This is a genomic window from Kribbella sp. NPDC050281, from assembly GCF_040655855.1.
Classification (GTDB): domain Bacteria; phylum Actinomycetota; class Actinomycetes; order Propionibacteriales; family Kribbellaceae; genus Kribbella.
Map to the genome: position 1 here is coordinate 29,258 of NZ_JBFAKS010000022.1, position 22,040 is coordinate 51,297.

Annotated in this window: 27 protein-coding genes and 1 pseudogene; 12 read left to right on the forward strand and 16 right to left on the reverse strand. The window is 67.7% G+C overall.

All coding sequences use genetic code 11. The features are described from left to right. The first annotated feature begins 4 nt into the window (after nt 1-4). Together AB0I34_RS23460 and AB0I34_RS23465 are read left to right on the forward strand one after the other, a co-directional pair. On the forward strand, nt 5-388 hold the full coding sequence (locus AB0I34_RS23460; protein ID WP_360448301.1) for a DUF3224 domain-containing protein: 384 nt from the start codon (nt 5-7) through the stop codon (nt 386-388). Between the two features lie 48 nt (nt 389-436). Then, a complete protein-coding gene (locus tag AB0I34_RS23465) occupies nt 437-1,417 on the forward strand; it encodes a serine hydrolase domain-containing protein (RefSeq protein ID WP_360448303.1) in 981 nt (326 codons plus the stop codon). A gap of 6 nt (nt 1,418-1,423) precedes the next feature. Here AB0I34_RS23465 and AB0I34_RS23470 read toward each other — a convergent pair whose 3' ends face one another. From AB0I34_RS23470 to AB0I34_RS23485, 4 genes are all read right to left on the reverse strand, one after another. Next, nucleotides 1,424-2,638 carry a sigma-70 family RNA polymerase sigma factor gene (locus AB0I34_RS23470; protein ID WP_360448306.1) on the reverse strand — a complete coding sequence of 405 codons (1,215 nt, stop codon included), beginning with the start codon at nt 2,636-2,638 and terminating at the stop codon, nt 1,424-1,426. Continuing rightward, nucleotides 2,638-3,054 (reverse strand): YciI family protein, encoded by a 417-nt coding sequence (locus AB0I34_RS23475; RefSeq protein WP_360448308.1) that lies wholly within the window; start codon nt 3,052-3,054, stop codon nt 2,638-2,640. The genes AB0I34_RS23470 and AB0I34_RS23475 overlap by 1 nt, the downstream gene beginning before the upstream one ends. Before the next feature lie 174 nt (nt 3,055-3,228). Then, nucleotides 3,229-4,146, reverse strand: a complete 918-nt coding sequence (locus AB0I34_RS23480; protein WP_360448311.1) for an NADP-dependent oxidoreductase — start codon at nt 4,144-4,146, stop codon at nt 3,229-3,231. Nucleotides 4,147-4,202: 56 nt separating this feature from the next. Next, nucleotides 4,203-4,517: a DUF427 domain-containing protein gene (locus AB0I34_RS23485; RefSeq protein ID WP_360448314.1), complete on the reverse strand. Its 315-nt coding sequence runs from the start codon at nt 4,515-4,517 to the stop codon at nt 4,203-4,205. A 196-nt stretch (nt 4,518-4,713) separates the two neighbouring features. Between AB0I34_RS23485 and AB0I34_RS23490 the strand changes: the two genes are divergently transcribed. Then, nucleotides 4,714-4,953 carry a hypothetical protein gene (locus AB0I34_RS23490; protein WP_360448316.1) on the forward strand — a complete coding sequence of 80 codons (240 nt, stop codon included), beginning with the start codon at nt 4,714-4,716 and terminating at the stop codon, nt 4,951-4,953. A 23-nt stretch (nt 4,954-4,976) separates the two neighbouring features. Next, nucleotides 4,977-5,594 carry a TetR/AcrR family transcriptional regulator gene (locus AB0I34_RS23495; protein WP_360448318.1) on the forward strand — a complete coding sequence of 206 codons (618 nt, stop codon included), beginning with the start codon at nt 4,977-4,979 and terminating at the stop codon, nt 5,592-5,594. Nucleotides 5,595-5,606: 12 nt separating this feature from the next. Here AB0I34_RS23495 and AB0I34_RS23500 read toward each other — a convergent pair whose 3' ends face one another. Then, on the reverse strand, nt 5,607-6,530 hold the full coding sequence (locus AB0I34_RS23500) for a GNAT family N-acetyltransferase (RefSeq protein ID WP_360448320.1): 924 nt from the start codon (nt 6,528-6,530) through the stop codon (nt 5,607-5,609). A gap of 179 nt (nt 6,531-6,709) precedes the next feature. Here AB0I34_RS23500 and AB0I34_RS23505 point away from each other — a divergent pair, with 179 nt between their 5' ends. Next, nucleotides 6,710-7,537: a GNAT family N-acetyltransferase gene (locus tag AB0I34_RS23505; RefSeq protein WP_360448322.1), complete on the forward strand. Its 828-nt coding sequence runs from the start codon at nt 6,710-6,712 to the stop codon at nt 7,535-7,537. On the opposite strand, the gene AB0I34_RS23510 is transcribed toward AB0I34_RS23505, so the two are convergent. Together AB0I34_RS23510 and AB0I34_RS23515 are read right to left on the reverse strand one after the other, a co-directional pair. After that, entirely contained in the window at nt 7,534-8,475 is a 942-nt protein-coding gene (locus AB0I34_RS23510) for a DUF1905 domain-containing protein (protein ID WP_360448325.1), read from the reverse strand. The genes AB0I34_RS23505 and AB0I34_RS23510 overlap by 4 nt on opposite strands. A gap of 144 nt (nt 8,476-8,619) precedes the next feature. Further along, nucleotides 8,620-9,201, reverse strand: a complete 582-nt coding sequence (locus AB0I34_RS23515; protein ID WP_360448327.1) for a hypothetical protein — start codon at nt 9,199-9,201, stop codon at nt 8,620-8,622. 167 nt (nt 9,202-9,368) lie between these two features. Here AB0I34_RS23515 and AB0I34_RS23520 point away from each other — a divergent pair, with 167 nt between their 5' ends. Next, nucleotides 9,369-9,941: a TetR/AcrR family transcriptional regulator gene (locus AB0I34_RS23520; protein ID WP_360448330.1), complete on the forward strand. Its 573-nt coding sequence runs from the start codon at nt 9,369-9,371 to the stop codon at nt 9,939-9,941. 128 nt (nt 9,942-10,069) lie between these two features. Here AB0I34_RS23520 and AB0I34_RS23525 read toward each other — a convergent pair whose 3' ends face one another. Further along, nucleotides 10,070-10,429: a lipopolysaccharide assembly protein LapA domain-containing protein gene (locus AB0I34_RS23525; protein ID WP_360448332.1), complete on the reverse strand. Its 360-nt coding sequence runs from the start codon at nt 10,427-10,429 to the stop codon at nt 10,070-10,072. Between the two features lie 409 nt (nt 10,430-10,838). Between AB0I34_RS23525 and AB0I34_RS23530 the strand changes: the two genes are divergently transcribed. The 4 genes from AB0I34_RS23530 (at nt 10,839) to AB0I34_RS23545 (ending at nt 13,788) form a co-directional block, all read left to right on the forward strand. Further along, nucleotides 10,839-11,597 carry a DUF4118 domain-containing protein gene (locus tag AB0I34_RS23530; RefSeq protein ID WP_360448334.1) on the forward strand — a complete coding sequence of 253 codons (759 nt, stop codon included), beginning with the start codon at nt 10,839-10,841 and terminating at the stop codon, nt 11,595-11,597. A gap of 129 nt (nt 11,598-11,726) precedes the next feature. Next, nucleotides 11,727-13,157: a serine hydrolase gene (locus AB0I34_RS23535; RefSeq protein ID WP_360448337.1), complete on the forward strand. Its 1,431-nt coding sequence runs from the start codon at nt 11,727-11,729 to the stop codon at nt 13,155-13,157. 128 nt (nt 13,158-13,285) lie between these two features. Beyond that, a complete protein-coding gene (locus tag AB0I34_RS23540) occupies nt 13,286-13,420 on the forward strand; it encodes a hypothetical protein (RefSeq protein WP_360448339.1) in 135 nt (44 codons plus the stop codon). Nucleotides 13,421-13,425: 5 nt separating this feature from the next. After that, on the forward strand, nt 13,426-13,788 hold the full coding sequence (locus AB0I34_RS23545; protein WP_360448341.1) for a hypothetical protein: 363 nt from the start codon (nt 13,426-13,428) through the stop codon (nt 13,786-13,788). Nucleotides 13,789-13,821: 33 nt separating this feature from the next. On the opposite strand, the gene AB0I34_RS23550 is transcribed toward AB0I34_RS23545, so the two are convergent. The 5 genes from AB0I34_RS23550 to AB0I34_RS23570 form a co-directional block, all read right to left on the reverse strand. Continuing rightward, the gene (locus AB0I34_RS23550) at nt 13,822-14,667 is read right to left on the reverse strand and encodes a universal stress protein (protein WP_360448343.1); all 846 of its coding nucleotides are present in this window, start codon (nt 14,665-14,667) and stop codon (nt 13,822-13,824) included. Nucleotides 14,668-14,714: 47 nt separating this feature from the next. Then, on the reverse strand, nt 14,715-15,326 hold the full coding sequence (locus AB0I34_RS23555; RefSeq protein ID WP_360448345.1) for a hypothetical protein: 612 nt from the start codon (nt 15,324-15,326) through the stop codon (nt 14,715-14,717). Nucleotides 15,327-15,594: 268 nt separating this feature from the next. Continuing rightward, on the reverse strand, nt 15,595-16,227 hold the full coding sequence (locus tag AB0I34_RS23560) for a DUF3618 domain-containing protein (RefSeq protein WP_360448348.1): 633 nt from the start codon (nt 16,225-16,227) through the stop codon (nt 15,595-15,597). Then, entirely contained in the window at nt 16,203-16,628 is a 426-nt protein-coding gene (locus tag AB0I34_RS23565) for a phage holin family protein (protein ID WP_360448350.1), read from the reverse strand. Before AB0I34_RS23565 ends, AB0I34_RS23560 begins: the two co-directional genes overlap by 25 nt. Nucleotide 16,629: 1 nt before the next feature. Then, complete coding sequence (locus AB0I34_RS23570; protein ID WP_360448352.1) at nt 16,630-17,295, reverse strand: hypothetical protein; 666 nt, start codon at nt 17,293-17,295, stop codon at nt 16,630-16,632. A gap of 269 nt (nt 17,296-17,564) precedes the next feature. Here AB0I34_RS23570 and AB0I34_RS23575 point away from each other — a divergent pair. Next, a pseudogene (locus AB0I34_RS23575) lies at nt 17,565-17,954 on the forward strand (NAD(P)H-binding protein); the annotation flags it as partial. A 373-nt stretch (nt 17,955-18,327) separates the two neighbouring features. Then, the gene (locus tag AB0I34_RS23580) at nt 18,328-19,032 is read left to right on the forward strand and encodes an SDR family oxidoreductase (RefSeq protein WP_360448354.1); all 705 of its coding nucleotides are present in this window, start codon (nt 18,328-18,330) and stop codon (nt 19,030-19,032) included. 14 nt (nt 19,033-19,046) lie between these two features. Here AB0I34_RS23580 and AB0I34_RS23585 read toward each other — a convergent pair whose 3' ends face one another. From AB0I34_RS23585 to AB0I34_RS23595, 3 genes are all read right to left on the reverse strand, one after another. Further along, entirely contained in the window at nt 19,047-20,126 is a 1,080-nt protein-coding gene (locus AB0I34_RS23585; protein WP_360448356.1) for a questin oxidase family protein, read from the reverse strand. A gap of 139 nt (nt 20,127-20,265) precedes the next feature. Continuing rightward, nucleotides 20,266-21,294: a questin oxidase family protein gene (locus tag AB0I34_RS23590; RefSeq protein WP_360448358.1), complete on the reverse strand. Its 1,029-nt coding sequence runs from the start codon at nt 21,292-21,294 to the stop codon at nt 20,266-20,268. A 66-nt stretch (nt 21,295-21,360) separates the two neighbouring features. Then, on the reverse strand, nt 21,361-22,035 hold the full coding sequence (locus AB0I34_RS23595; protein WP_360448361.1) for a hypothetical protein: 675 nt from the start codon (nt 22,033-22,035) through the stop codon (nt 21,361-21,363). Between the last annotated feature and the right edge of the window lie 5 nt (nt 22,036-22,040).

Here is a 22,040-nt window from a genome sequence, read left to right on the forward strand (position 1 = left end):
GCCTATGAGTTCACAGACCATCGAGGCCAAGTTCGAGATCCTGGACTGGACGGAGAAGCCGTACGACGAGCCCGCCGAAGGGCCGAAGCTGGTGCGGATCACGATCAGCAAGCGGTACTCCGGCGCCATCGAGGGGACGGGTGTCGCCGAGGTCCTGGCTGTTCAGGGCGTCGAGGGCAGCGGCTTTGTCGCGTCTGAGCGCGTGGTCGGCAGTTTGAACGGCAGAGTGGGCAGCTTCGTGATCCAGCACGGCGGGCTCGCCGACGGGGACCAGCTCTCGACGTTCGGAACGATAGTGCCGCATTCCGGGACCGGCGACCTGGTAGGCATCACCGGTCTCGCGACCGAGGCCGCCCAGGGCGTTCTGACGCTCGAGTACGACAGCTGACCCCCGGAGGTTGCGCCGGTTGGCGCGGGGCTGGGTTAGTGTGCGGAAATGGCGCAGGGGGATGTTGACAAGATCGCCGAGGAGACCGGGTTCTCCGGTGTGGTCTGGATCGACCGTGCCGGCCAGGTCGAGTTCGCGAAGGCCTACGGGCTGGCCAACCGCACCTACCAGGTTCCCAACTCCCTCGACACCAGGTTCGGCATCGCCAGCGGCAGCAAGGGGTTCACCGCCCTGGCCGTGCTTTCCCTCGTGCAGGACGGTGCGCTGGAGCTGAGCACCACCGCCCGATCCGTGCTCGGCAAGGATCTACCGCTGATCGCGGATGACGTGACCGTCGAACACCTCCTCACGCACACCTCTGGCATCGGTGACTATCTGGACGAAGAGGCCGACGCCGAGATCACCGACTACTTCGTCGGCGCGGCGCACGAGCTGACTACGACCGAGGCTTTCCTGCCCCTGCTGGACGGGCATCCCACCAAGTTCCGGGCCGGCGAGCGGTTCGCCTACTGCAATGGTGGTTTCGTGGTCCTCGCCCTGCTGGCGGAGCGGGTCAGTGGCGTCGGGTACCACGACCTGGTCCGGCAGCGGGTACTCCGCCCCGCCGGCATGACCAGAACAGACTTCCTCCGCTCCGACGAGCTACCTGCTGACGCGGCCGTGGGCTACCTGCCGTTGGACGGGGTCGACCGTTCCAACGTCTTCCACCTGCCGGTGCTGGCCACCGGCGACGGTGGCATCCACACCACCGCCGCCGACATGTCCACCTTCTGGCGCGCGCTTTTCGCCGGCGACATCGTGGATTCGGTCGAAGAGGTCGTCCGGCCTCGTCGCGACGTACCCGAGAAATCCAGGCGCTACGGCCTCGGCTTCTGGCTGCACGAGAGCAACGACACGGCGATCCTGACCGGGTACGACGCCGGCGCGTCGTTCAAGTCAACGCACGACCCACACACCGGCACCACCTGCACCGTGCTTTCGAACACCTCCCCCGGTGCCTGGCCCATCGCCCGCGCTCTCACACCTTGAGGCAAGTCAGTCCAGCGCGGCTGCCTTGCGGAGGAGGACTGAGCGTTCGCGCTGGTTGGCGCACAGCCGGGCCGCCAGCTCCAGCTCGGCGCGCGCCTCCGGTCGCCGACCGAGGCGGGCCAGCAGCTCGCCGCGTACGGTCGGAACCAAATGCGAACCGGGGAGCCGATCCGAGGCGATCAGCTCGTCCACGATGGCCAGGGCTTGCGCCGGCCCCGTGGCCATGGCCACGGCGACGGCCCGGTTGAGCTCGACCACCGGCGAGGGCGCGACCCGGCCGAGCGCCTCGTAGAGCACCACGATCCGGTCCCAGTCGGTCGCCTCGACCGACGGAGCCGACGCGTGGACGGCGGCGATCGCAGCCTGCAGGCCGTAGGGGCCGAGCCCGCGAACCGATGCCTTGGCCAGCGCGGCCAGCCCACGGTGGACCGCCGAGAAGTCCCAACGCTGCCGGTCCTGGTCCGCGAGCAGGATCGGCGAACCGTCCGGGCCGGTCCGAGCCGGGAAGCGCGCGGCCGTCAGCTCGCACAGCGCGAGCAAGCCGTGGACCTCCGGCTCGTCCGGCTGCAGCGCGGCCAGCGTTCGCGCCAGCCGGATCGCCTCGTACGCGGCGTCGGGGCGTAGCAGCCGGTCCCCCGACGTGGCCGTCGACCCCTCGGTGAAGATCACGTAGACGACGCTGAGTACACCGCCCAGCCGTTCCCGGCGCTCATCGGCCGGCGGCAGCTCGAACGGCACCCCAGCCGCCGCGATCGTCTTCTTCGCCCGGGTGATACGGGCCTGCACAGTCGGCACAGATACCAGGAACGCCCGGGCGATCTGTTCGGTGGACAGGCCGCCGACCACGCGCAGGGTCAGCGCCACCCGGGCCTCGCGGGAGAGCACCGGGTGGCAGCTGACGAACATCAGCGCCAGGATGTCGTCGTCGATCCGGTCGGGGTCGACGTCCTCGTGGACCACCGGATCAGCCGCAAGTACGGCGTACCGGTCCTTCAGGGCGGTACGGCGGCGGATCGCGTCGATCGCCCGCCGCCGGGCCGTGGCCATCAACCAGCCGGCCGGATCGGCCGGAGGGGTGAGCGGCCACGACACCAGCGCCGCGGCCACCGCCTCCTGGGCGGCATCCTCGGCCAGGCCGAAATCGCCGGTGAACCGGGTCAGCGCGGCAACGATCCGCGCCGACTCGATCCGCCAGACGGCCTCGACCTCGGCCGCACTCATCAGCTCTGGCCGTCGCTCTCGGCCAAGGCCCCTTCCTTGACGAACTCCCCGCTGTCCTGCGGGACCTCGTCCTCCCCCGGCACCCGCCGGACCTCGATCTTGGACCCGCGGGCAGCCGGAACCCGCTTGGCCCACTCGACCGCCTCCTCTTTCGAGGCGACGTCGAGCAGGAAGAAACCCCCGAACAGTTCCTTGGTCTCGCCGTACGGCCCGTCCGTAACCACCGGGGCCTCGCCGCTGAAGTCGACCACGACGCCCAGGCCCGGATCGTCCAGCCCTTCGGCCGCGACGTAGACGCCGGCCTTGAACATGTCCTCGATGAACTGGCGGGTCGTGGTCATCATCTCGTCGATGTTCGCCATCATCGCCGCGTTCGACTCGTCGGTGCCCCGCATGATCAGCATGTACTTCGACATCGCGCTCTCCTCGTCCGGCGGGGCCGCCTCTCGGCCCTCGCACCCACTGGTCGAACGAGCGACCCGCGGATCGACACCGGCCCCAAACCCAGTAATCCCTGACAGATATTTACCGCACTATGTGGCTGAAACCGATCCACGACGAGGGTAGGACCGGTCGCTGTCCCCGAGTCCTTACGGACGGACGCGGATGATCGTCTTTCCCTTGACCCGCCCGGACGGATTGAAGGCGGCGACGGCCTCGTCGAGGGTCGCGACGGTGCCGATGGCTGTCCGCAGTCGTCCGTCCCGCACACGCCGGGCGATCTCGCCCAGCTGAGCACGGTCGGACACTACGACGAAGTCGATCGCCAAGCCGTCGACGGGACGCGCTTCGGGCGGGCCGGCGATGGTCACCAGCGTTCCTCCGGCTCGAACCAGACCCGCGGACCGCCGCCCGATGTCGCCGCCGAAGACATCGAACACCAGATCAACTCCGCCGACGTCTTCCAGAACGTCGTTCTCGAGATCGACGAACTCCTGTGCGCCGAAGTCGAGCGCCGTCGGCCGATCGACAGCGCGCCCGGTGCCAACGACGTAGGCGCCAGCCTCGCGCGCGAGCTGCGTCACCATCGAACCGACACCACCGGCCGCTCCGTGCACGAGGACGCTCTGCCCCGCCTGAAGACGGCCGTGCTCGAACAGTCCCTGCCACGCGGTCAGGCCCGAGATCGGCAGACTCGCACCCACCGTGAAATCAACATCGCCTGGCAGCGGCGCAAGGTTACGTGCCTCAACGGCGGCGTACTCCGCCAGCGTGCCGTCGCGCGTCCAGTCCGTGAGCCCGAACACCCGCTGGCCCACCGACAACCCCGTCGTTCCATAGCCGAGAGCGCTGACCACCCCGGCCAACTCATGCCCGGGAATCGACGGCGTTCGGTCCCGGCCGAGGCGATCCGTCCAGGTCGAGGGCCACGTCAGTTCGCCCGGAGTGAATCCCGAGGCATGAACCTGAACGAGGACGTCGTTCCCCGCCGCCTCTGGATCCGGCCGCTCCGCCAACGTCATCCCGGCCGTTCCCGCGGCCTGATCCGTCACCACAATCGCCTTCATCCGGCACCTCCCTGCATCAGTCTCCCTCGCCGGCACTCTGCTGACCGGTCCGTCGATCATCCGACGTGCACCTGGCGGGTGTCGAAGGCTACGTAGCCGGTGAAGTCGTGACCGACCTGCTCGATGGCCGAATGCTTCGGGGCCGGGTACGTCCAGGCGGCGTCACGGAGCGTGTGTCTCGGCGTCGTCACATCGAAGTACTCCGCAGCGCCCTTCCACGGGCAGACGTACGGCGTCGCCGACGGCTGAAGGGTGCCGATGACCAGTGAGTCCGGCGGGAAGTAGTGGCTGCCTTCGATAACAACCACCGCGCCGGCGGCTGCCTCGGCCAGCAGCGTTCCGTCGGCAGTTGCTTTGACGTCTGTCCGCATCGTCTCGTTCTCCTTTGACGGCTGTTGATCGACCTTCGATGAATTAGGACTATACAGACCAAAACAACGCTCGCGATCTTCGCTCCCGCCAGCCACGAAGCCTGTCTACGAGACAGATCACCCGTCGATCGCTTGCTTCCAAATGGACATCATGGTCCACTTTTAGACCAAGGCACGGACCCATCCACAGGAGGGCTTGCGCCGACATGACCGCTGCGGTGCGCGGGCGCGGGCGCGGAGCGACATCCTTCAGGTCCGGTCCTGGCTCACCGACCCGGACGCCGTCGGCACCTACGTGAACGTTCGCAACGACGTCTTCTCTCACCGGCCGGCTTATATGCTCTCACTGGTGCCACAGCTGAACCGGCCCGATCTGCGCCTCGAGATCGAGGTCACCGCAGTCGTGACACACCAGGCGGCCCAACAGAACGAGTGAGCAACATGCCCGAGGGAGACACCGTGTCCGGAACCACCGCTACACGCCGCACGCCGCGTGGCCTGGAGACCCGTTCACGGATCGTCGAGTCGGCAGCCAACCTGTTCTACGTCAAAGGCGTCAACGCGACGACCCTCGACGACGTCCGGCTGGCCAGCAGCACCAGCAAGTCCCAGCTGTACAACCACTTCGAGGACAAACTCGCGCTGATCCACGCCGTGATCGACGTGCAGTCGAAGTTCGTCCTCGCCCGCGAGGAGCAGCGCCTACGGAGTGTGAAGACTCTCAGCGGTCTGCGCCGCTGGCGTGACGCTCTGGTGCAGGCCAACTCACTACAGGACGGGTCGTACGGGTGCGCGCTGGGCGCGATGTCGATCGAGCTGTCCGACACCGACGAGCAGTCACGAAGAGCGCTCAACGCATCGTTCGACGCCTGGCAGCGGATACTCGTCGAAACCCTGACCCGGCTCCGCGAACTCGGCGTGCTCACCGAGGACGCGGACCCGCAACGCCTCGGGACCGGCCTGCTGGCTGCCCTCCAAGGGGGCTACGTGCTTGCACAGAACGCCCACAACTCCGAGCCGATGGCCGTCGGGCTGGACATGGCCCTCGACCACATCGGGTCCTTCGCTCGCAGCTGAGCTCACGTTCACTCACCAGCGCGGGAGGTCCAGGTCGCCGCGTCGCAGGCGATAGACGTCCAGCAGAACGCCGTAGTACTTGTCGGTCTCGCCGACCCATTCCATTCCCATCCGGCGGGCGGCGGCAGCGGCCCGCCGGTTTCGCGGCCGCGTCACGGCGAAGACCTCGTCGACGCCGGAGTCGAACGCGTAGTGCGCGAGCGCGTGCCCGGCCTCGGCGGCCACGCCGCGGCCCCAATGGGCCGCCGCGACCTGGATACCGATCTCGTAGTCGACCTCGTACGGAGGGAGAAGGAGTAGCGCTACCGCGCCGACCGTCTTGCCGGTCTCGAGGTCGTCCACCTTCCAGCGACCGAGCGGCGCGGGCAGGGTCGCGTCCTCGCTGACCCATTGCGAGAGCAGCTCCCGCATCTCGATCTCGGTGGTGATCCGGCCCATGGCCGGAGCGAGCCACCGAGCGACGTCCAGGTCGCCGAAGATGCGCAGGGCCGCAGCGGCGTCGTCTGGGGTCCAGGGGGCCAGCTGCAGGCGCGACGTACGGATGCGCCGGCCGTCGATCTTCGGTACGTCCAGCACCGGGGTCGAGGCCTTCTCCTCGTTCACGTCCGCCCGCGGTGCCCTCTCCGGAACCAGCGCCGCACCCGGATGCTCGGTGTCGACAATCGGCCGGTACGACGGGTGGTCGGCGATGTAGTCCGCGACGAAGGGGCAGTAGTTCGTCAGTGTCAGCATCTTGGCGGTGGCGTCGTCGAGAGCGACTCGGACGAGCTCGGTCGCGATGCCGGTGCCCCTGTGATCCGGGTCGACGGTGGTGTGGGTGAAGATGACGCGCTTTCCGTGCGGCTGGTACTTCAGGTGCCCGACGACGTGTCCGTCGGAGATCGCCTCGAACTGCCGCGTCTCAGGGTTGTCCCGTATCTGCAGGTCGCTACCCACCGTTCGGCTCCTCCAGCGGTCTCGTCGCGATGCCACTCGCCCATGCGGCACGTATCGATGAGGACGCTACAGTCCACTATGACGCCTGTCAAAGACGTCTTCAGAGCTGTCCACGTCGGCCGAAACATGGCTCCGTCGACGATTTGACCCCACAGGTCGACGGTGTAGCCTACGCGAGAATGGACTACCTAGTCCACGAAGATGAAGAAAGATACGAAACGGTGACTGAGAATTCCAGACACTTGCCGGGCAGCTACCGGCTCACCGGCGGTGAGGTCACAGTCGGAAACGTCATCGGGCGGACAACCCGGCAGCACAACGGACGAAGCGCTGTCAGCGTGACCGCCCGGATCCTCGATCTCGACGTGATGCTGGCCAACTGGGAAGGCCACGCCGCCGCGGACTCAGTCCTCCCACTGACGACGTTCCCCCTCCCCCTCGACTCCCTTCCAGCGAGTGTTCAGATCCGGATCGAGGCCAACCCGGCACCCGTGTCGTGCGTAGACGGTGACTGGCACATACGCCTGTGGTTCACCGACAGCGCCGGCGGGCAGCTGACCTGGCACTGCCTGGCCCGCCCCGGCCTGGACGGAACCGACCGCTTCTCGGCTCCCCTCGCAGCGACACTGGTGGTCGACGACGTCCACCGGGTCGACCCGGCGGCCTCACCGCGAAACCTCCAGAGGAGCACCCAATTGACGACCCCGACAGACCACAACGACCAGGTGATCGCGATCCTCGATCACCCCGAGGACGAGTACTACGAAGTCACCTGCGGCGACGAGCGAGTAGGCATGCTCGTCTATCACGTGATCGGCACCAAGCTGACGATCACCCACACCTGGATTGCTGAATCCCACCGCGGACAAGGTCTCGCGTCGATCCTGATACGTCACGCGCTCGACGACATCCGCACCAAGAACGTGACCGTTTCGAACTACTGCCCGATCGTGGGCAGCTACATCGAGAAGAACCCCGAGTACGGCGACCTGCTCCGCAACACCTAGAAGTCGATGCGCATGACGGCACGACGGTTACCAGGACGACTCACCTCGGCGAACCCGGCATCGGCGAACATGGCGAGAGTGCCGACAGACCCGCCGTCCACGAAGTCCGGGTAGCCCTCCACGGCGCGGGCGCCGCGTTCACGGGCGAAACCGGCGGCGGCGCGGGCGAGTGCGCGGCCGACTCCTCGGCGTCGGTAGCCGACCCGGATGACGAAGCAGGTCACGGCCCAGACGCTGATGTCGGTCTTGTCCTCGTTGCGACCCAGCCAGGGGATGCGGAAGTCACGTAGCAGCCTCGGGTGGTCGGCCCGCGGCGCGACGGCGCACCAGCCGACGGGCTCGCCGTCGAGATACGCGACCAGGCCGCTCGTCGCCCGCGCCTTCCGGTCTCCGCAGGCGGTCTGGTCGCGGAGCCGGGCCGCGAGCTCCTCGGGACCCTCAGAGTCCCAGGATTCCTTGGGCAGCATCCGGAACCGCTGGCACCAGCACCGGGCGGGGTCGCCGGTCGTGCCGAAGACCGCCTGGAGGTCCTCCCAGGTCGCCTGGTTGGCCGGAACGATCATGAGCTGCTCGGCGGTGACCGGTTCCCGCGAGCCCGTCGGGCGAGGAACGTGCACCCGCTCGGCCGGACGCCGCTTCTGCTGACGGGGTGGTGCGTCGAACATGAGCCGAACATCCACCGCGTCGCCTGCGTCCAGTCCTCCAGGCTTGCGCACAGCGTCCTTCAGCGGGAGCAGGTAGCCCCCGTCCTTCGGCCACAGCGACGTCTTCCACTCGACACTGCCGATCCGAGCGCGGATCGGCAGCATCCCCCAGCCGTAGCTGGCGGCCGAGCCCGCCGCCCGCAGTGCGACACATTCCTGCTCCGGCACGGGGACGAAGTAGTACGGCGCAGGACCACGCCACTCGATGACCGTGCCGCTGAACTCTTGCTCCATGGCCAGATGTTAGGCCCCATTCCGGACGTCCCGCTTCCGGATCCACCTCTCGTGCCACCGCGACTTGCGGTCCGTCGCCGAGGTGGAGGTCCCGCTGAACTGAACCGGAGGAGCTCGGGTTGTTCCCGTGCACCAGCCTGGAGCTCAGCCCTTGAGGGCAAGGCGGTGCAGGCGGATCGCGGAGATCAGGAAGAAGACACCGCCCAGGATCGCGTAGCCGGCGACGGTGGTCAGTGAGGCTTTCGGCCCGCCTGCCATCAGGATGAAACCGCTGCCGGCGATGACGGAGATGCCGCCGCTGAGGATCATCGCCCACTGACCACCGAGCTGGTAGCGCAGGATCGCGACGATCAACTGGACGATGCCCGCAGTGATCGCCCACACGCCCCACACCCGCAGCACACTCGGGACGCCGGAGGTGGCCGCGACAGCCAATCCGACGGCGGTGAGCAGACTCAGGCCCATGTTCACGTAGAGCGGCGACTTCGGCCGAGTAGCGCCCGAGGAGCGGAAGTCGATCACGGCCGCGGCGACGTCGAACAGTGGGTAGATCACCAGCAGGGCGACCGCTCCCGGGTTGATCGTCGTGGCGATCGCCAGCGTCAGGACCGCCCAGACGATGGCGAATCCGAAGCGGACGTAGTACAGGGTTCGCAGCGCCTTGGTGCCGGCGGCGGCGCCAACCACTGAGCCGGTGGCGCCGATGGATTCGAATGAAGTGGACACCAGATTCCTCTCGAGATGGACGAACTGGGCGAATGCCCCCGACGCCATTTGTGTAGACAGAACGATCGGTACTGCTGAGCCTTGCAGCAAGTGTCGATCGTTGTCAAGACCGATCGTTCTGTCTGCTAGTCTCGACAGAGCACTCCAAGAGATCGGATGGGAAACGGATGTCGGAAGCACGGTCTCGACTGCTCGGCACTGCCACTGAGCTCTTCTACGCCGAAGGCCTGCATGCCGTGGGAGTCGACCGCGTGATCGCTGAGGCACAGGTGACGCGCGCCACGCTGTACAGGCACTTCCCGAGCAAGGATGACCTCATCGTCACCTACCTGGTGCAAGCCGACGAGGCGATCCGCACGCAGGTAGATGCCGCGCGGGCTCACGGCGCTGACCCCGACGACATCATTCGAGCTGTCGGCCGGACCATCACCGATGACATCCAGAGACTCGGCTTCCGAGGCTGCGCGTTCCTGAACGCCGCCGCCGAATACCCCGACCCGACCCATCCGGTGCACCAGGCAGTTCTCAGACACCGGCAGTGGTTTCTGGCAACTCTGACCGAACTGTTCTCCGGCACCGGGAAGATCGACCCAGAACCGGCCGCCCGGCACTTCGTCATGCTGCGAGACGGTGCCATGGCCGCCGGCTGCCTGACCGATCCGAAGCCCATCTGTGAGACATTCCTGCGCGGGATCGAAGGCCTGCTCACCTATCGCAGTCGCCAGGAACCGGCGACCTGATCTGCGATCAGGCCACCCGCCTGCAGGCAGCCGTTAGGGCCTTCTATTCGCCGACGAGGTCGACACAGGCATCTGCTCTCCCGGGCAGGGCGGTCAGCAGACTGTTCTGCCGTCGTTGGCGGGGAGAGTCAGGACGAGGCTTCAGCTCTGCGCCGGCGCATGACGCGGCGCAGTTGGGTCATGCGGGCGGCACCGATCGTCGTGGCCACGATGGTTGTAGCGACTCCCGCGATGAACAGGGCCAGGGCGAGTGGCAGGGAGCCGTCCATCCAGAGGAAGTGGACGTCGACGCTGCCGGTGTTCTGCAGCATGAAGATGATCAGTACGACGAGTCCGACCACGGCGGCGCAGACCCCGAGCCACGCGGCACTGATCCGGGTGCGTGGCACCCGGGGCGGCAACGGCTTCGAGAGCTCGTCAACGGCCGACAGCGGCGCGCCATCTGCCGGGGGTTTGCGTGTGTTTCGGGTGCGGTGCAGTACCGACATGACATCCCCTACGGGAGGGCCGGTGTGGCTGGCAGCCTCAAGGTGGGATGTCGTCGATTCCGGAACTACTCCCACAGTACGCCTGTCTGGACCGGAAACTCAGTCGTCGACGACCAAGTGGTAATTCGGGATCCGCGCCTCCCTCCGAAGCTCGCCAACAAGTCCTACCGGAAGCGATCCGATCGTCGTGCCTCGCCCGCGGCTGCGGCGCTGCCGTTCATCACGCGTTGCCTAAGGCAAACATCATCTCCGGCGGCTGGCAGCCACTCGGCTGGTCTCGCCGAGCACGACCCGGAACTGTCCCGCACATCAACCTTGGGCGAAGCCGGGCCTCGCGGCTTCGAACTCGGAGGTGGGCCGCACCGGCCCCGAGCCTGGACGCTTCGCGACGACGAAGCATCATGGTGGGATGCGAGTCCATCTCTCCGAGCGATCCCGTACGGCGGTCGTCGCGGGAGCCGGCGCCGTTCCGGCGCTGGTGTGCGTGGCGATGGTGCCGTTCCGGGCACGGATCGAGAACACCAGTATCGCCCTACTGCTCGTCCTCGTCGTGGTCTCAGCTGCGGCGACCGGCGTCCGGTGGGCAGGAATCGTTGCCGCCCTGTCCGGCGCGGCATGCTGGGCCTTCTTCCTCACTCAGCCGTACCAGCAGATGATCATCACCGAGCGGGCTGACATCCAGACTGCAGCTCTACTCACACTTGTAGGCATCGCGGCCGCGCTGATTCTCTGGGGACGGCGCAAGCGGCACACCCACGCGAACGAGCAGCAGGCCCATCTCAGCGGCATTCTCCGAACCGCAGGCATCGTCGCGGCTGGAAGCTCACACACCGAGGGTGTGATCGAGCACGTCGCAGACCAACTCGTCGAGTTGCTGGGAATCGACGACTGCTACTTCGACAGTGACATCCAGAACGAGGCGCCTGCCGCGCTCGTCCGTGACGGCACAGTCGTGCGCCGCGGACGAGATCTCGACGTCGAGCGATTCGGGTTGCCCACCGACTGCGAAATCGAGCTTCGAGTCCACCACAACGGCGTCACCCGCGGCCGCTTCCTGCTCGTCGCATCGACCCGCCTGGCCCTTCCGTCGCTCGCACAACGACAGGTCGCAGTCGCCCTGGCAGACCAGGTCGGAGCAGCATTGGCGACACACGACAGATCTTCGTGACCCAAGCGGTGCCCCGGTGGACGATGCCGCAGGACCCGAGGCCGTTGCGGACGAATTGTCGTTGCGGAGGGCCGGGACTGGTGGTCAAAACCTGTGGCTGGTCAGTCGGCGGGGCGCGACAATCTGCCCATGGATCAGGAGGCTTTGCTGCCGCGGTCGGTGCCGTCGGAAGAGGGTGTCGACGCGACCGGGGTGTCGGGCTTGCTGGAGCGGCTCGAGGAGCAAGGGATCGAGTGCCACTCCCTGATGGTGGTGCGCCGCGGCCGGGTGATCGCGGAAGGGTGGTGGGCGCCGTACTCGGCCGAACGCCCGCATCTGCTGTACTCGTTGACGAAGTCGATCGTCGGCGTCGCGGTGGGTATGGCAGTGGACGACGGTCTCATCGCGCTTGACGACCGCGTGGTCGACATCCTCCCCGAGCACGTCCCCGACCCGGTGTCCGCCCGTGCCGCTGAGCTGACCGTCCACCATCTCTTGAGTATGTCGACCGGGCACGAGGGCGACGTCCTCGAAGCCGCGTGGGCACTCGAGCCACACGATCTGGTCCGAGGGTTCCTGCGGATCGCTCCGGACGCACCGGTCGGATCGCGCCATGCCTACAACAACCCGACAACCTTCGTGCTGGCGCGGATGATCGAGCGGGTCACCGGTCGCGACCTGCCGGAGCTGCTGAGTCAACGACTGTTCGGCCCGATGGAGGTGACCAGCGTCGACTGGGAACGCCTGCGCAGCGGGGTCACCTTCGGCTTCCACGGGGCCTACCTGACAACGGAGGCGATTGTCGCGTTCGGCCTCTTGCTGTTGCAGGGCGGGCAATGGCGGGGCCACCAACTCGTGTCGCAACGCTGGGTGGAGATGGCTACGCGGCGCCAGATCGAGACCGTCCAGTTCGAGGACGGCTCGCGAGGGCCTGACTGGCTGGAAGGGTACGGCTACCACTTCTGGCGATCGCGTTACGGATACCGAGGTGATGGCGCAATGGGGCAACTGTGCTTGGTCGTCCCCGAGCAGGACCTGGTGGTGGCCGTCACCGCGGCAACAACCACCACGCAAGCTCTGCTCACACTGATCTGGGATCAGCTCCTACCCAGCGTGGACAAGCCCGGCTCCGCAGCGGACGACCGCGCGCTCGCCGATCGTCTCCGGCAGCTGACCCTGCCCGTCGTCACCGGCGACCACCGTCCGCGAACCTCAGCGGGCGGAGTTGTCGTCGCCGCAACGGAAGCGTCGGCCCTGCCGTCGGGATCGGCGGTTTCGATCGAACCACGCCCTGATGGCTGGTCGCTACGGATCGATGCCGATGGCAACACCTTCGACGTCCCCGTCGGCCACGGCCACTGGCAGGAAAGCTCACCGCTCGGCCGACCAATCGTCGCAGCCGGCGGCTGGTACGGCGACGTGTTCGAGGCCGACCTGTTCGTCATCACCACCCCGAGCCGAGTCCGGGTCGTCATCGACTCAGACCGGGTCACGACCACCTGGAACATCGTGCCTCTGGTCGGCGCGAACCTCATTGACCAACTGCGATCACCCCTGATCACCCGCCCAGACCGATCCTGAAGCGGCGTTTGCGGCCGAACCACACTCCCGGTGGGACCTTCGGTGCCCACCGAACAGGACCTTCCGCCCTCGCGGCGGCGGGCAAGCCCGCCTTGACTGGAAGTCGAGAATTCCTGAGGAGCCGCACCGTGGACGTCGTCATCAGAACTCGGAGACTGACCAAGCGATTCGGACACCGCACTGCTCGGCACGGCCTCGACCTGGACGCACCGGCCGGCGTCATCCTGTGCGGCCGCGACGTCGCCACCGCACGCGGCGGCTGAGTCCCGTGCCTGTGTTCCGCCGACGCGACCTGGCCGCATCCGCCGTGATCGTCGTACTGCTCGCGCTCTACCTGCCGTTCCTTGCCCTCGGCACCTTCCTCGGCATCGGCAGCACCGACGAGATGACCTGCGCCGTCCTGATCCTGACCGGAGCAATCGTGATCCTGCTCGCAGACGACGGCCGCTCCGACGCTGCCTCGTGGCTCACCCCGATCCTCGCCACCGCCGCAGTCGCGTGCGCCGCACTGTCACTGATTTCAGCCGCGGGCACCCTCCTACCTGTCTCCGTCGCCACGACGGTGACCCTCTGGTCCGTCCAGCTCGCCGAGCACGTCACCTTCACTCCCAACCCGCTCAGGCGACCCTGATGACATAGACGCCCTGTCGGCGATGGAATCTGCTCAGCTCTGCCGTCGGCGGACGACCGCGACCGGAGAGTCGGCGTGGTGCAAGAGGCTCTGACTGACGGACCCCAGCAGCAGGCCGGCGACTCCGCCGCGCCCGCGCGAGCCGACGACGACAAGCGACGCATCGTTCGACAGGTCGACCAGCTTCGCACTGGCTCGTCCCTCGAGCAGCGAGGTCTTGACGTGCACCGCGGGATGCTTCGCCTGGTACGGCGCGAGGCTCTCCGCGAGCCGGTTCTTCAGCAACTCGCTGGCACTCTCGGCCGACTCGACATGCCGCTCCTGCGGGTGCCAGAAGTGGACGACCATCAGTGGCTGACCGGACGCAGAAGCCTGCTCGAACGCGAAAGCCACCGCCTCGTCGGAGTCCTCCGAGCCATCTGTGCCGACGACCACCGGTCCGGTACGACGCTCGCCGCGGACAACAACCACCGGGCAGGGCGCCTGGGCCGAGACCGATGTCGCCACCGAGCCGAGCACCGCGGCGGACATCTTGTTCCGCGACCGCGTACCGACGACGACCATGTCGGATTCCGCGGCCTCGGCCAGGATGGCGTCGGCTGGGGCCAGGTTCGCCAGCCACCCGGAACCTCGCTCGTAGCCGAGTCGGTCCTGCGCGAAGCGAACCGCCGCGTCCAACTCCTCCTGATACCTGTCGACCGGCGAGGGTATCGGGACATACCCTTCGACACCCAGCCCCGACCAACTGCCCGACTCCTGCAGATAGGCGCGAACGACCCGCACCGCCGACCCACGCTCCCGCGCGGCCTCAACCGCCCAGCGCAGCGCGATCTGGCTCTCCGGCGTCTCATCGACACCTACCATGATGAACTTGCCCATCGATCCTCTTTCCTTCACTGCTCGGGTGCCGGACGAGAGAGTGCCGGCTAGGTGCTGCGGTACCGCCAGCGTGGTCCGACTCGGGCCCATTCACGGTCCCAGGCGCGCAGGCGGCGGCGGTCGAGGGGTACGACGGACAGCCTGGCCAGGCCCGCAATCAGCAGCCACGACAGCATCGCCGTACTCAGACCGACCCCGCCACCGACCGCCGCGCTGTCACCGGGCCGGCGAGGTGGCGTGGTGATCTCACCGGCCGGATCGAGCCAGATCGTCACCTCGGAGTCCTTCACCGTTCCGAGCGGCACATTGGCTCGTGCCTCGCGCGGCCATCCGGCCGGATCGGTCCAGGACACCGGCACCCTCGCTGTCGCCTGCGCGCCGGCCTCCGGGATCATGGGCGGCGTGTCCTCCAACGCTCGCGCCTGAACCTGCGTCATCGTCGATCGGCGTTCGGCCTCAGATCGTTCGATGGAGCGCGTGACGGAACTACTCACCGCCACCGCGACCGGAATCATCACGACAGCGACCAGGACCGCGGTCAGCACGACCAGCGACTGGATTCGATCGAGCGCGCGGCGCAGGGGGTTGCGACCGAACCCCAGCCGACGCGCGAGCATCAGCCCCCACGAAGGCACGTTCCGGTCGCCCGCCCTGCCCATCGCGCACTCCTCGACGGCGTCGGTAGCAAACGCCTTCGGCTCCCCCTGCACTCATCACAATGGCCCGCGCACAGCGATTCGGCCAGAGTCCAAAGTCCTCGGATCGTCGCACGAGCGATCGCCCCGGCCCCTCCGGAGTCGGACGAAGGAAGACCTCGTCTCGTCCCCCTCCTGCGCGTAATCGTGCCGCAACGGACGGCGACCTCGCCGCCGTCGCTCCCCGGCTTCGCGGCGTCCACCCCGGGAACGTCCCGCCGTTCGTCGTTCATCAGCTCGAGGAACCGGCCTGCCGCACGTTGTCCGCCGAGTCCTTCGCCCCGTCCGCGACCTGCTGAGCCGCCGAGCGACCCTCGTCCGCCACGTCGGTCGCAGCCTCGGATGCGGACTGCTTGACATTGTCGACAGCCTGCTGCGCCGGCTCCTGCAGGTTCTCCTTGACCTCTTGAGCCACCTGTGCGGCCTGCTCCTTCACCGGACCCGCGGCCTCCATCGCTTTGTCCTTGGTGTCCTGGGCCAGCTCGCGTTCCCGCGTCGACGCAGGGAGCGCTGCGGCGGCGACCCACCCTGCTGCGAAGGCGATCAGGCCGGCGGCCAGCGGCGTACCGCGAGTCCGCGCCCGGGCCACGTCCGGTGCTGAGCCGACAGCGTCACCGACCTTGCTGCCTGCGTCCTGCACCGTCGACACAGCCGAACCAGCGGTATCGCTCACGGATCCGCCCACCGACTCCGCCGAGCCCATCACGTGCTCCTTCAGCCGGTGGACACCGCCACGGGCGCGGTCGACCCGGCGGCCGACGACGCGGCTGGGGCTGACCTTCTCGGTCAGGGCGTCGACGTCGCGACCCAGGTTGCGCCGGGTCTGCTCGATGTCGCGCTTCAGCTCTTCCGGGTCTTCAGCCATTTCGCGTCCTCCTTGAGTGATTCGACCGTCTGGTCAGGTTTCGGGTTGACCTCCTGGAGCTCCTTGCGTCCCGTCATCGCCAGTACGGCGGCGACGACCGCCCACACGACGGCGACGATGAGCGCTGCCCAGATCAGATCCATGGCCTCGTCCAGCGCCCACATCACCGTGAGCGAGACGAAGAGGGCGACCATCCAGCCGGCGAAGGCCGCGCCGCCGAGCATGCCCGCGCCCTTGCCCGCCTTCTTCGCCTCCGCCTGGAGCTCCGCCTTGGCCAGCGTCAGCTCCTGGCGCGTCAGCCGGCCCAGGTCGGTGGTCAGCTGGGAGACCAGCTCACCGACCGTCTCGTCCGTCGACAGCCGGGTTGGGCCGCCGTCGGGTGGTGATCCGCCGAAAGTCATGTCACAGCCCCGGCCTGCGCGTGGTCGGCATGCCGGGATCCGGCGCGGGTGCCGACGGCGGTTGGACCAGATAGTCGTCAGCGGCCGACTGCTCAGGCATACCGTTGCTGCTGGTCGGCGCGCCAGTGTTGATCGGCGTAACCGTGCTGTTCGGCGTACTGGTGCCGCCTGATGCCAAGGCCCGCGTGAGACGGCCGGCGACAACCCCAGCGGCCGCCGCTATCAGCAGGAACGTGCCCGGCCTGCGTCGCGCGAACCCGCGGACCTCTTCCAGCAAGTCGCCAGGCTCGCGCTGCTGCAGGAAGTCCGCAGCCTGATCCGTGAAGTCGGCACCGTGCCGTGCCAACTGAGCCCCCAGGCCGGACTGACCGTGCTCGGCCATCCCGCGCAGCTCGTCACTCACCGAACGCAGTCCGTTGGCGGCCCGTTCCTTCTGCTGGCCGGCCTGCCCGACCAGCTCGTCCCGGGTCTGACTCGCCAGCCGCCGGGCCTGCTCACGAGCATCCGTCGTCACGTCCGATGCCTTCTCCTTGACCGTTCCCGCGACCTGGCGAGCGGCCTCCGCCGATGTCTCCTTCAGCTGCCCGGCTTCGTCCCGGGCTGTCTCGGCCATACCTTCTGTGGGTGGACGGTCGGCGTCCATCCGATGATTCGTCGTCTGCGACATGTGACGGCTCCTTCCAGGAGCATTGATTGACCTCGTGCCCGCGTCTGATCCCCGCCGTACGACAACGACGGCAACACTGGGCTGAGAGGGTGGCCTGCCTAGGCCGAAGGGCGCAGCATCTCTGCCTCGCAACAAGGACTTACTGACATGGCACTCTGTCGTACCACCCCGAAACTGGCCGCCCGGTACCCGCCACCAAACCCGCAAACCAACCAACTCCCCCGGCCTCGGTCTGTGCTGGATTCTCGCCACTCGGGCACCGGGGAGGCATGAATCAGCGCCTCGCCCTCGTCACCGGAGTCACCGGCTACATCGGCGGCCGCCTCGTGCCGGAGTTGCTCGAGGCCGGCTTCCGGGTCCGCGCGATGGCACGGAACCCACGCCGGCTCCGCGATCGGACCTGGTACGACGAGGTCGAGGTCGTGGAGGCGGACGCCGGGGACGCGCGGCAGCTGCGGGGGGCGATGGACGGCGTGGACATCGCCTACTACCTGATCCACTCCCTCGGCACCGGCCGGCGGTTCGAGGCACGCGACCGGCATCACGCCTTGACGTTCGCGACGTCTGCCAGGGAGGCCGGCGTATCGCGCATCGTCTATCTCGGCGGGCTCTACCCTGAAGGCGAGGAACTCTCGCCGCACCTGGATTCCCGGCGCGAGGTCGGCGAGATTCTGCTGGCATCCGGCGTACCGGTCACGGTGTTGCGCGCGGCCGTGATTCTCGGGTCCGGCTCGGCGTCGTTCGAGATGCTGCGGCACCTGACCGACCGCCTGCCGGTAATGGTCACCCCACGCTGGCTCAGCACCCGGATCCAGCCGATCGCCGTCCGCGACGTCCTGCACTACCTGGTCGGCAGCGCGTCGATGCCGGCGGATGTGAGCCGTGGGTTCGACATCGGCGGACCCGACGTACTCACCTATCGCGACATGATGCAGCGCTACGCGGCGGTGGCCCACCAACCAACGGCGCATCCTCCTCCTGCCGCTGCTCACGCCGTCGCTGTCAAGCCACTGGGTCGGTCTGGTCACCCCGGTGCCGAGCAGCATCGCCAGACCGCTGGTCGACAGCCTGATTCACGAAGTCATCTGCAAGGAGCACGACATCGCGACGTACGTCCCCGATCCAGGGACGGGACTGACCGGCTTCGATCAGGCGGTGTCGCTCGCGCTCAAGCGGGTCCGCGACCTGGACGTGACAACCACCTGGGCCTCCGCGTCGACGGCCGGCGCGCCGAGCGATCCGTTGCCGAGCGACCCGGACTGGTCCGGCGGCTCCTTGTACGTCGACGAGCGCGAAAGCGTCGTACCTGCGAGCCCCGAACGGCTGTGGACGGTGATCGAAGGTATCGGCGGCGGCAACGGCTGGTACTCGTGGCGGCTGGGTTGGTGGGCGCGCGGCCTGCTGGACCGGCTGTTCGGTGGTCCTGGCCTGCGCCGCGGCCGGCGCAATCCACGGGACCTGTCGGTGGGCGATCCGCTCGACTGGTGGCGCGTCGAAGAGATCGAGGACCACAAGCTCCTCCGTCTCCGCGCCGAGATGCGACTCCCCGGCCTGGCCTGGCTCGAACTCGTCGTCGATCACGACGACGAGGGCAGCACCGTTTTCCGTCAACGCGCGCTGTTCCATCCCCACGGCCTGCCGGGCCACTTGTACTGGTGGGCGATCAAACCCTTCCACGGCCTCGTCTTCGGCGGCATGCAACGCAACATCGCCTCGGCCGCCACAGCCGGGCACTAGGAGCCCAGTCGGGGTCAGTGCCCGACGAGCTGCTCCGCTCGCAACGCCGCTCTGAGCGTGTCGGGATTCCCCGTGCGCTCGTAGGCCTCGACCGCGGTGTCGGCGAACTTGAGCACATGTTCATCGCTGTTCTCGGCCGCGCGCTGCAGTACCTCGGCGACCGGGTCGGCGTCCGTGGCAGAGTCGGCTGGTGCGGCGGGGAGGGCGACGTCGTCCGCCGCAGCCGCCGGCGCGTACATTGCGACGATGGCAGCGCTTGCTCCCCATACGGCGCCAAAGCTGGGTTGCCACAATTCGCTCGGCAGCACAGGAAGCGTGTGCAGCACGGCGTTGGGTGCGGTTGCTGTGTGCACTAGGAGGACCGGGCTGCCCTGCGCAGAGTGCAGGTAGCGGATCGAGGCGGCGTCCACCAGTTCTGCCAGTCTGGCGGGCACATCGTGGTCATCGACAGGGCGACGGATGGCGGCTACCGACTCGGACCAGCCGGGCACGGTGGCCAGTCGCGGGATCCGGGAGGCGAGCACGCCGCTTTGATCTGCCAGGTGCGGCACCGCGTCCAACGCGCTGGCGGCGTCGAATTCGCCCGTGGGCGTACTCAGCCCGGGGACGAGCCTGGATCGGCCCGCCCAGAAGGCCAGACCATGCGCCAGTTCGATCTGCGCAGCCTGGCTCTCGTTGCCGGCCAGCAGGGTCCGAACTGCGTGCCCGACACGGATCACGCCGTGGGTCGCGCCGGCCACGATGCCAGGCAGCAGCCGTGGCCACCACGTCGTCAGCACGTCCCGCCAGGGCAGCTCGGTGACCTGCCTGGTGAAGTACTCGGTCCAGTCGGCAATCCGTTTGGCGTTGCCGAGCGCAACTTTCCAGTCCTCGTCGGTGATCGGGGCGCTCGGCGACGAGAGCTCGACCAGGCGAGGCAGGTAAGCATCGATCCAGCTGTGCACGTCGAGGTCCAGGTTCCGGCGCACGATCACCTCGGCGGCCATCGGGCCGTGGTTGGTCAGACCGTTGTTGCCCTCCTCGTCACCACCGAACTCCGGTCCGGTACGACGCAGCCGCTCATAGGTCTCGTCGAGAATCTCGCTACCGCTCATCGCCGCACTACCTCCGTCAGTCAGTGGCCGAGCCGACGGTAATCGCCGGCCCCGTTGACCCACAGGTCCAATTGGCGCCATAAGTTCCATGCCACTTCCGCGCGTCGCGGCTTCAGGGGTTGGCCACTCCGGGCTCCCCTCAGGCGATCAGACGGATGGCGTGCAGGCCGGCGTCCAGCACTCCTGGGACCTCGGCGAAGTCGATGGCGGTATCGACGAACTTGATCGCGTGTTCATCGCCACCGGCGACAGCCTGGGACATGACATCTTCCGGATCCAGTAGGTGATGCTCCGAGGGTGGACGCGGTTCCGAAGGTGAATACGCCGCAGTCACAGCGGCTGTGGCTGCCCAGGCCGCTTCCAGACTTGGCTGCCAAAGCCTCTGCGGTAACTCTGGGAGCGTTCTGAGTACCGCATTGGGTGCGGTGGACGCGTGTACGAGCATGACCGGACTGCCATGCCCGTGCGTCCCATAGCGCAGAACCGATGCCTGCACGATCGAGGCGAGCCGCTCCCGGATCTCTCCCGTGCCCGGCACAGCACCCGAGGCCTCGCTCCAGCGATCGGTGACGGCGAGTTGCGCGAGTCGGTGGCGAATGCCGAAGCGTTGATCCGCTACGCGCGGCACCGAATCAAGGGCAGACCGCGGATCGTTCGCGCCGTACGGCCCCTCGCCGGCGGGCGCCAGCGGCTGCCAGCGTGCGGCCCAGTACGCCAGGCCGTGAGCCAGCTCGACGACCCTCGGCTGTGTCTCTTCATCCGCCAAGGCACGCACAGCGTGGCCGACCCGGATCACCCCGTGGGTAGCGCCGGCGGCGATCCCTGGCAGCAACCGTGGCCACCATCTGGCCAACACTTCACGCCAGTCCCGCTCCCTGACTTCCTCCTCGAAGAAGTTCAACCAGTCGCCGGTTCTCAGCGGGTCGCCGAGTGGATCCCGCCAGGAGTCCTGGTGGATCCGATCCAGTCCGCGCGGCCGCGATTCGAGCTTGTCGTGATACTCGTCGAGCCATCGATGCACCACAGCTCCACGGCCCCGTCGTGTCAACGCTTCAACAGCCATCGGCGCATGGTTCGACAGCCATCCATCACGCTCGGGGCCGGTGTCACGCAACCTCTCGTACGCTTCGTCCAAGTAGTCGTCTGTATCCACGACGACCACCCTCATACTTAAAGCAAACTTCAAGTCAACCATCATCTTGCGGCACGCAGCGCGGCGGTGTGACAGGTGGGCTCAGTTGGGGAGCATCGCCGTGAGGCGGACTTGGCTGTTCTGGGTGAGCTGTACTTCGGCGACGTGTGCCACCGCGATGTCGAGCCGGTAACCGGTCGTGCCGGCGCTGTCTTTCACCTGGCAGGCGCCAATCGAGCGCACTGCGCCGCCGCGGTCCCGGACACGGATCTCGTACCGTCCGTCGGTCGGTGCGGACGAGATACTGACGAGCAGCCAGGATGGACTTCCCTGGTAGAGGAAGACTGTGCCGGACTGCTCGCCGGCCGGGGAGGACAGCCGCGCGGCCTTCAGGTAGCGACCGTTGGCGATCGACAGGGTCTGCCGGTACTGATCGGCCAGCGCACGGTCCGTTTCGCCTTGCTGATAGACGACCGTGGCGCTTCCTCCGGCCACGAGCAGCAGTGCGGCCGCCATTCCTCCGGCGGCGAGCATCATCCGACGCGAGTACGGGCGGCCCCGGCCGACTGTTCGCGATCCCGCCATGCCCAGCCGCTCGAGCACCGCGCTCTCAAACCCCGGCGGTGGCTCCGTCGGCGGCACGAGCATCAGCAAACCGTCAGCGACCTTCGCCAGCTCATCCAGCTCGGCCCGGCACGCCGGACATCCGCTGACCTGGCTAAGCGCCCACGCGCGTTCGTGCCCTGAGGCCGCGCCTGTGGCCAGTTCGGCGAGCAACGACC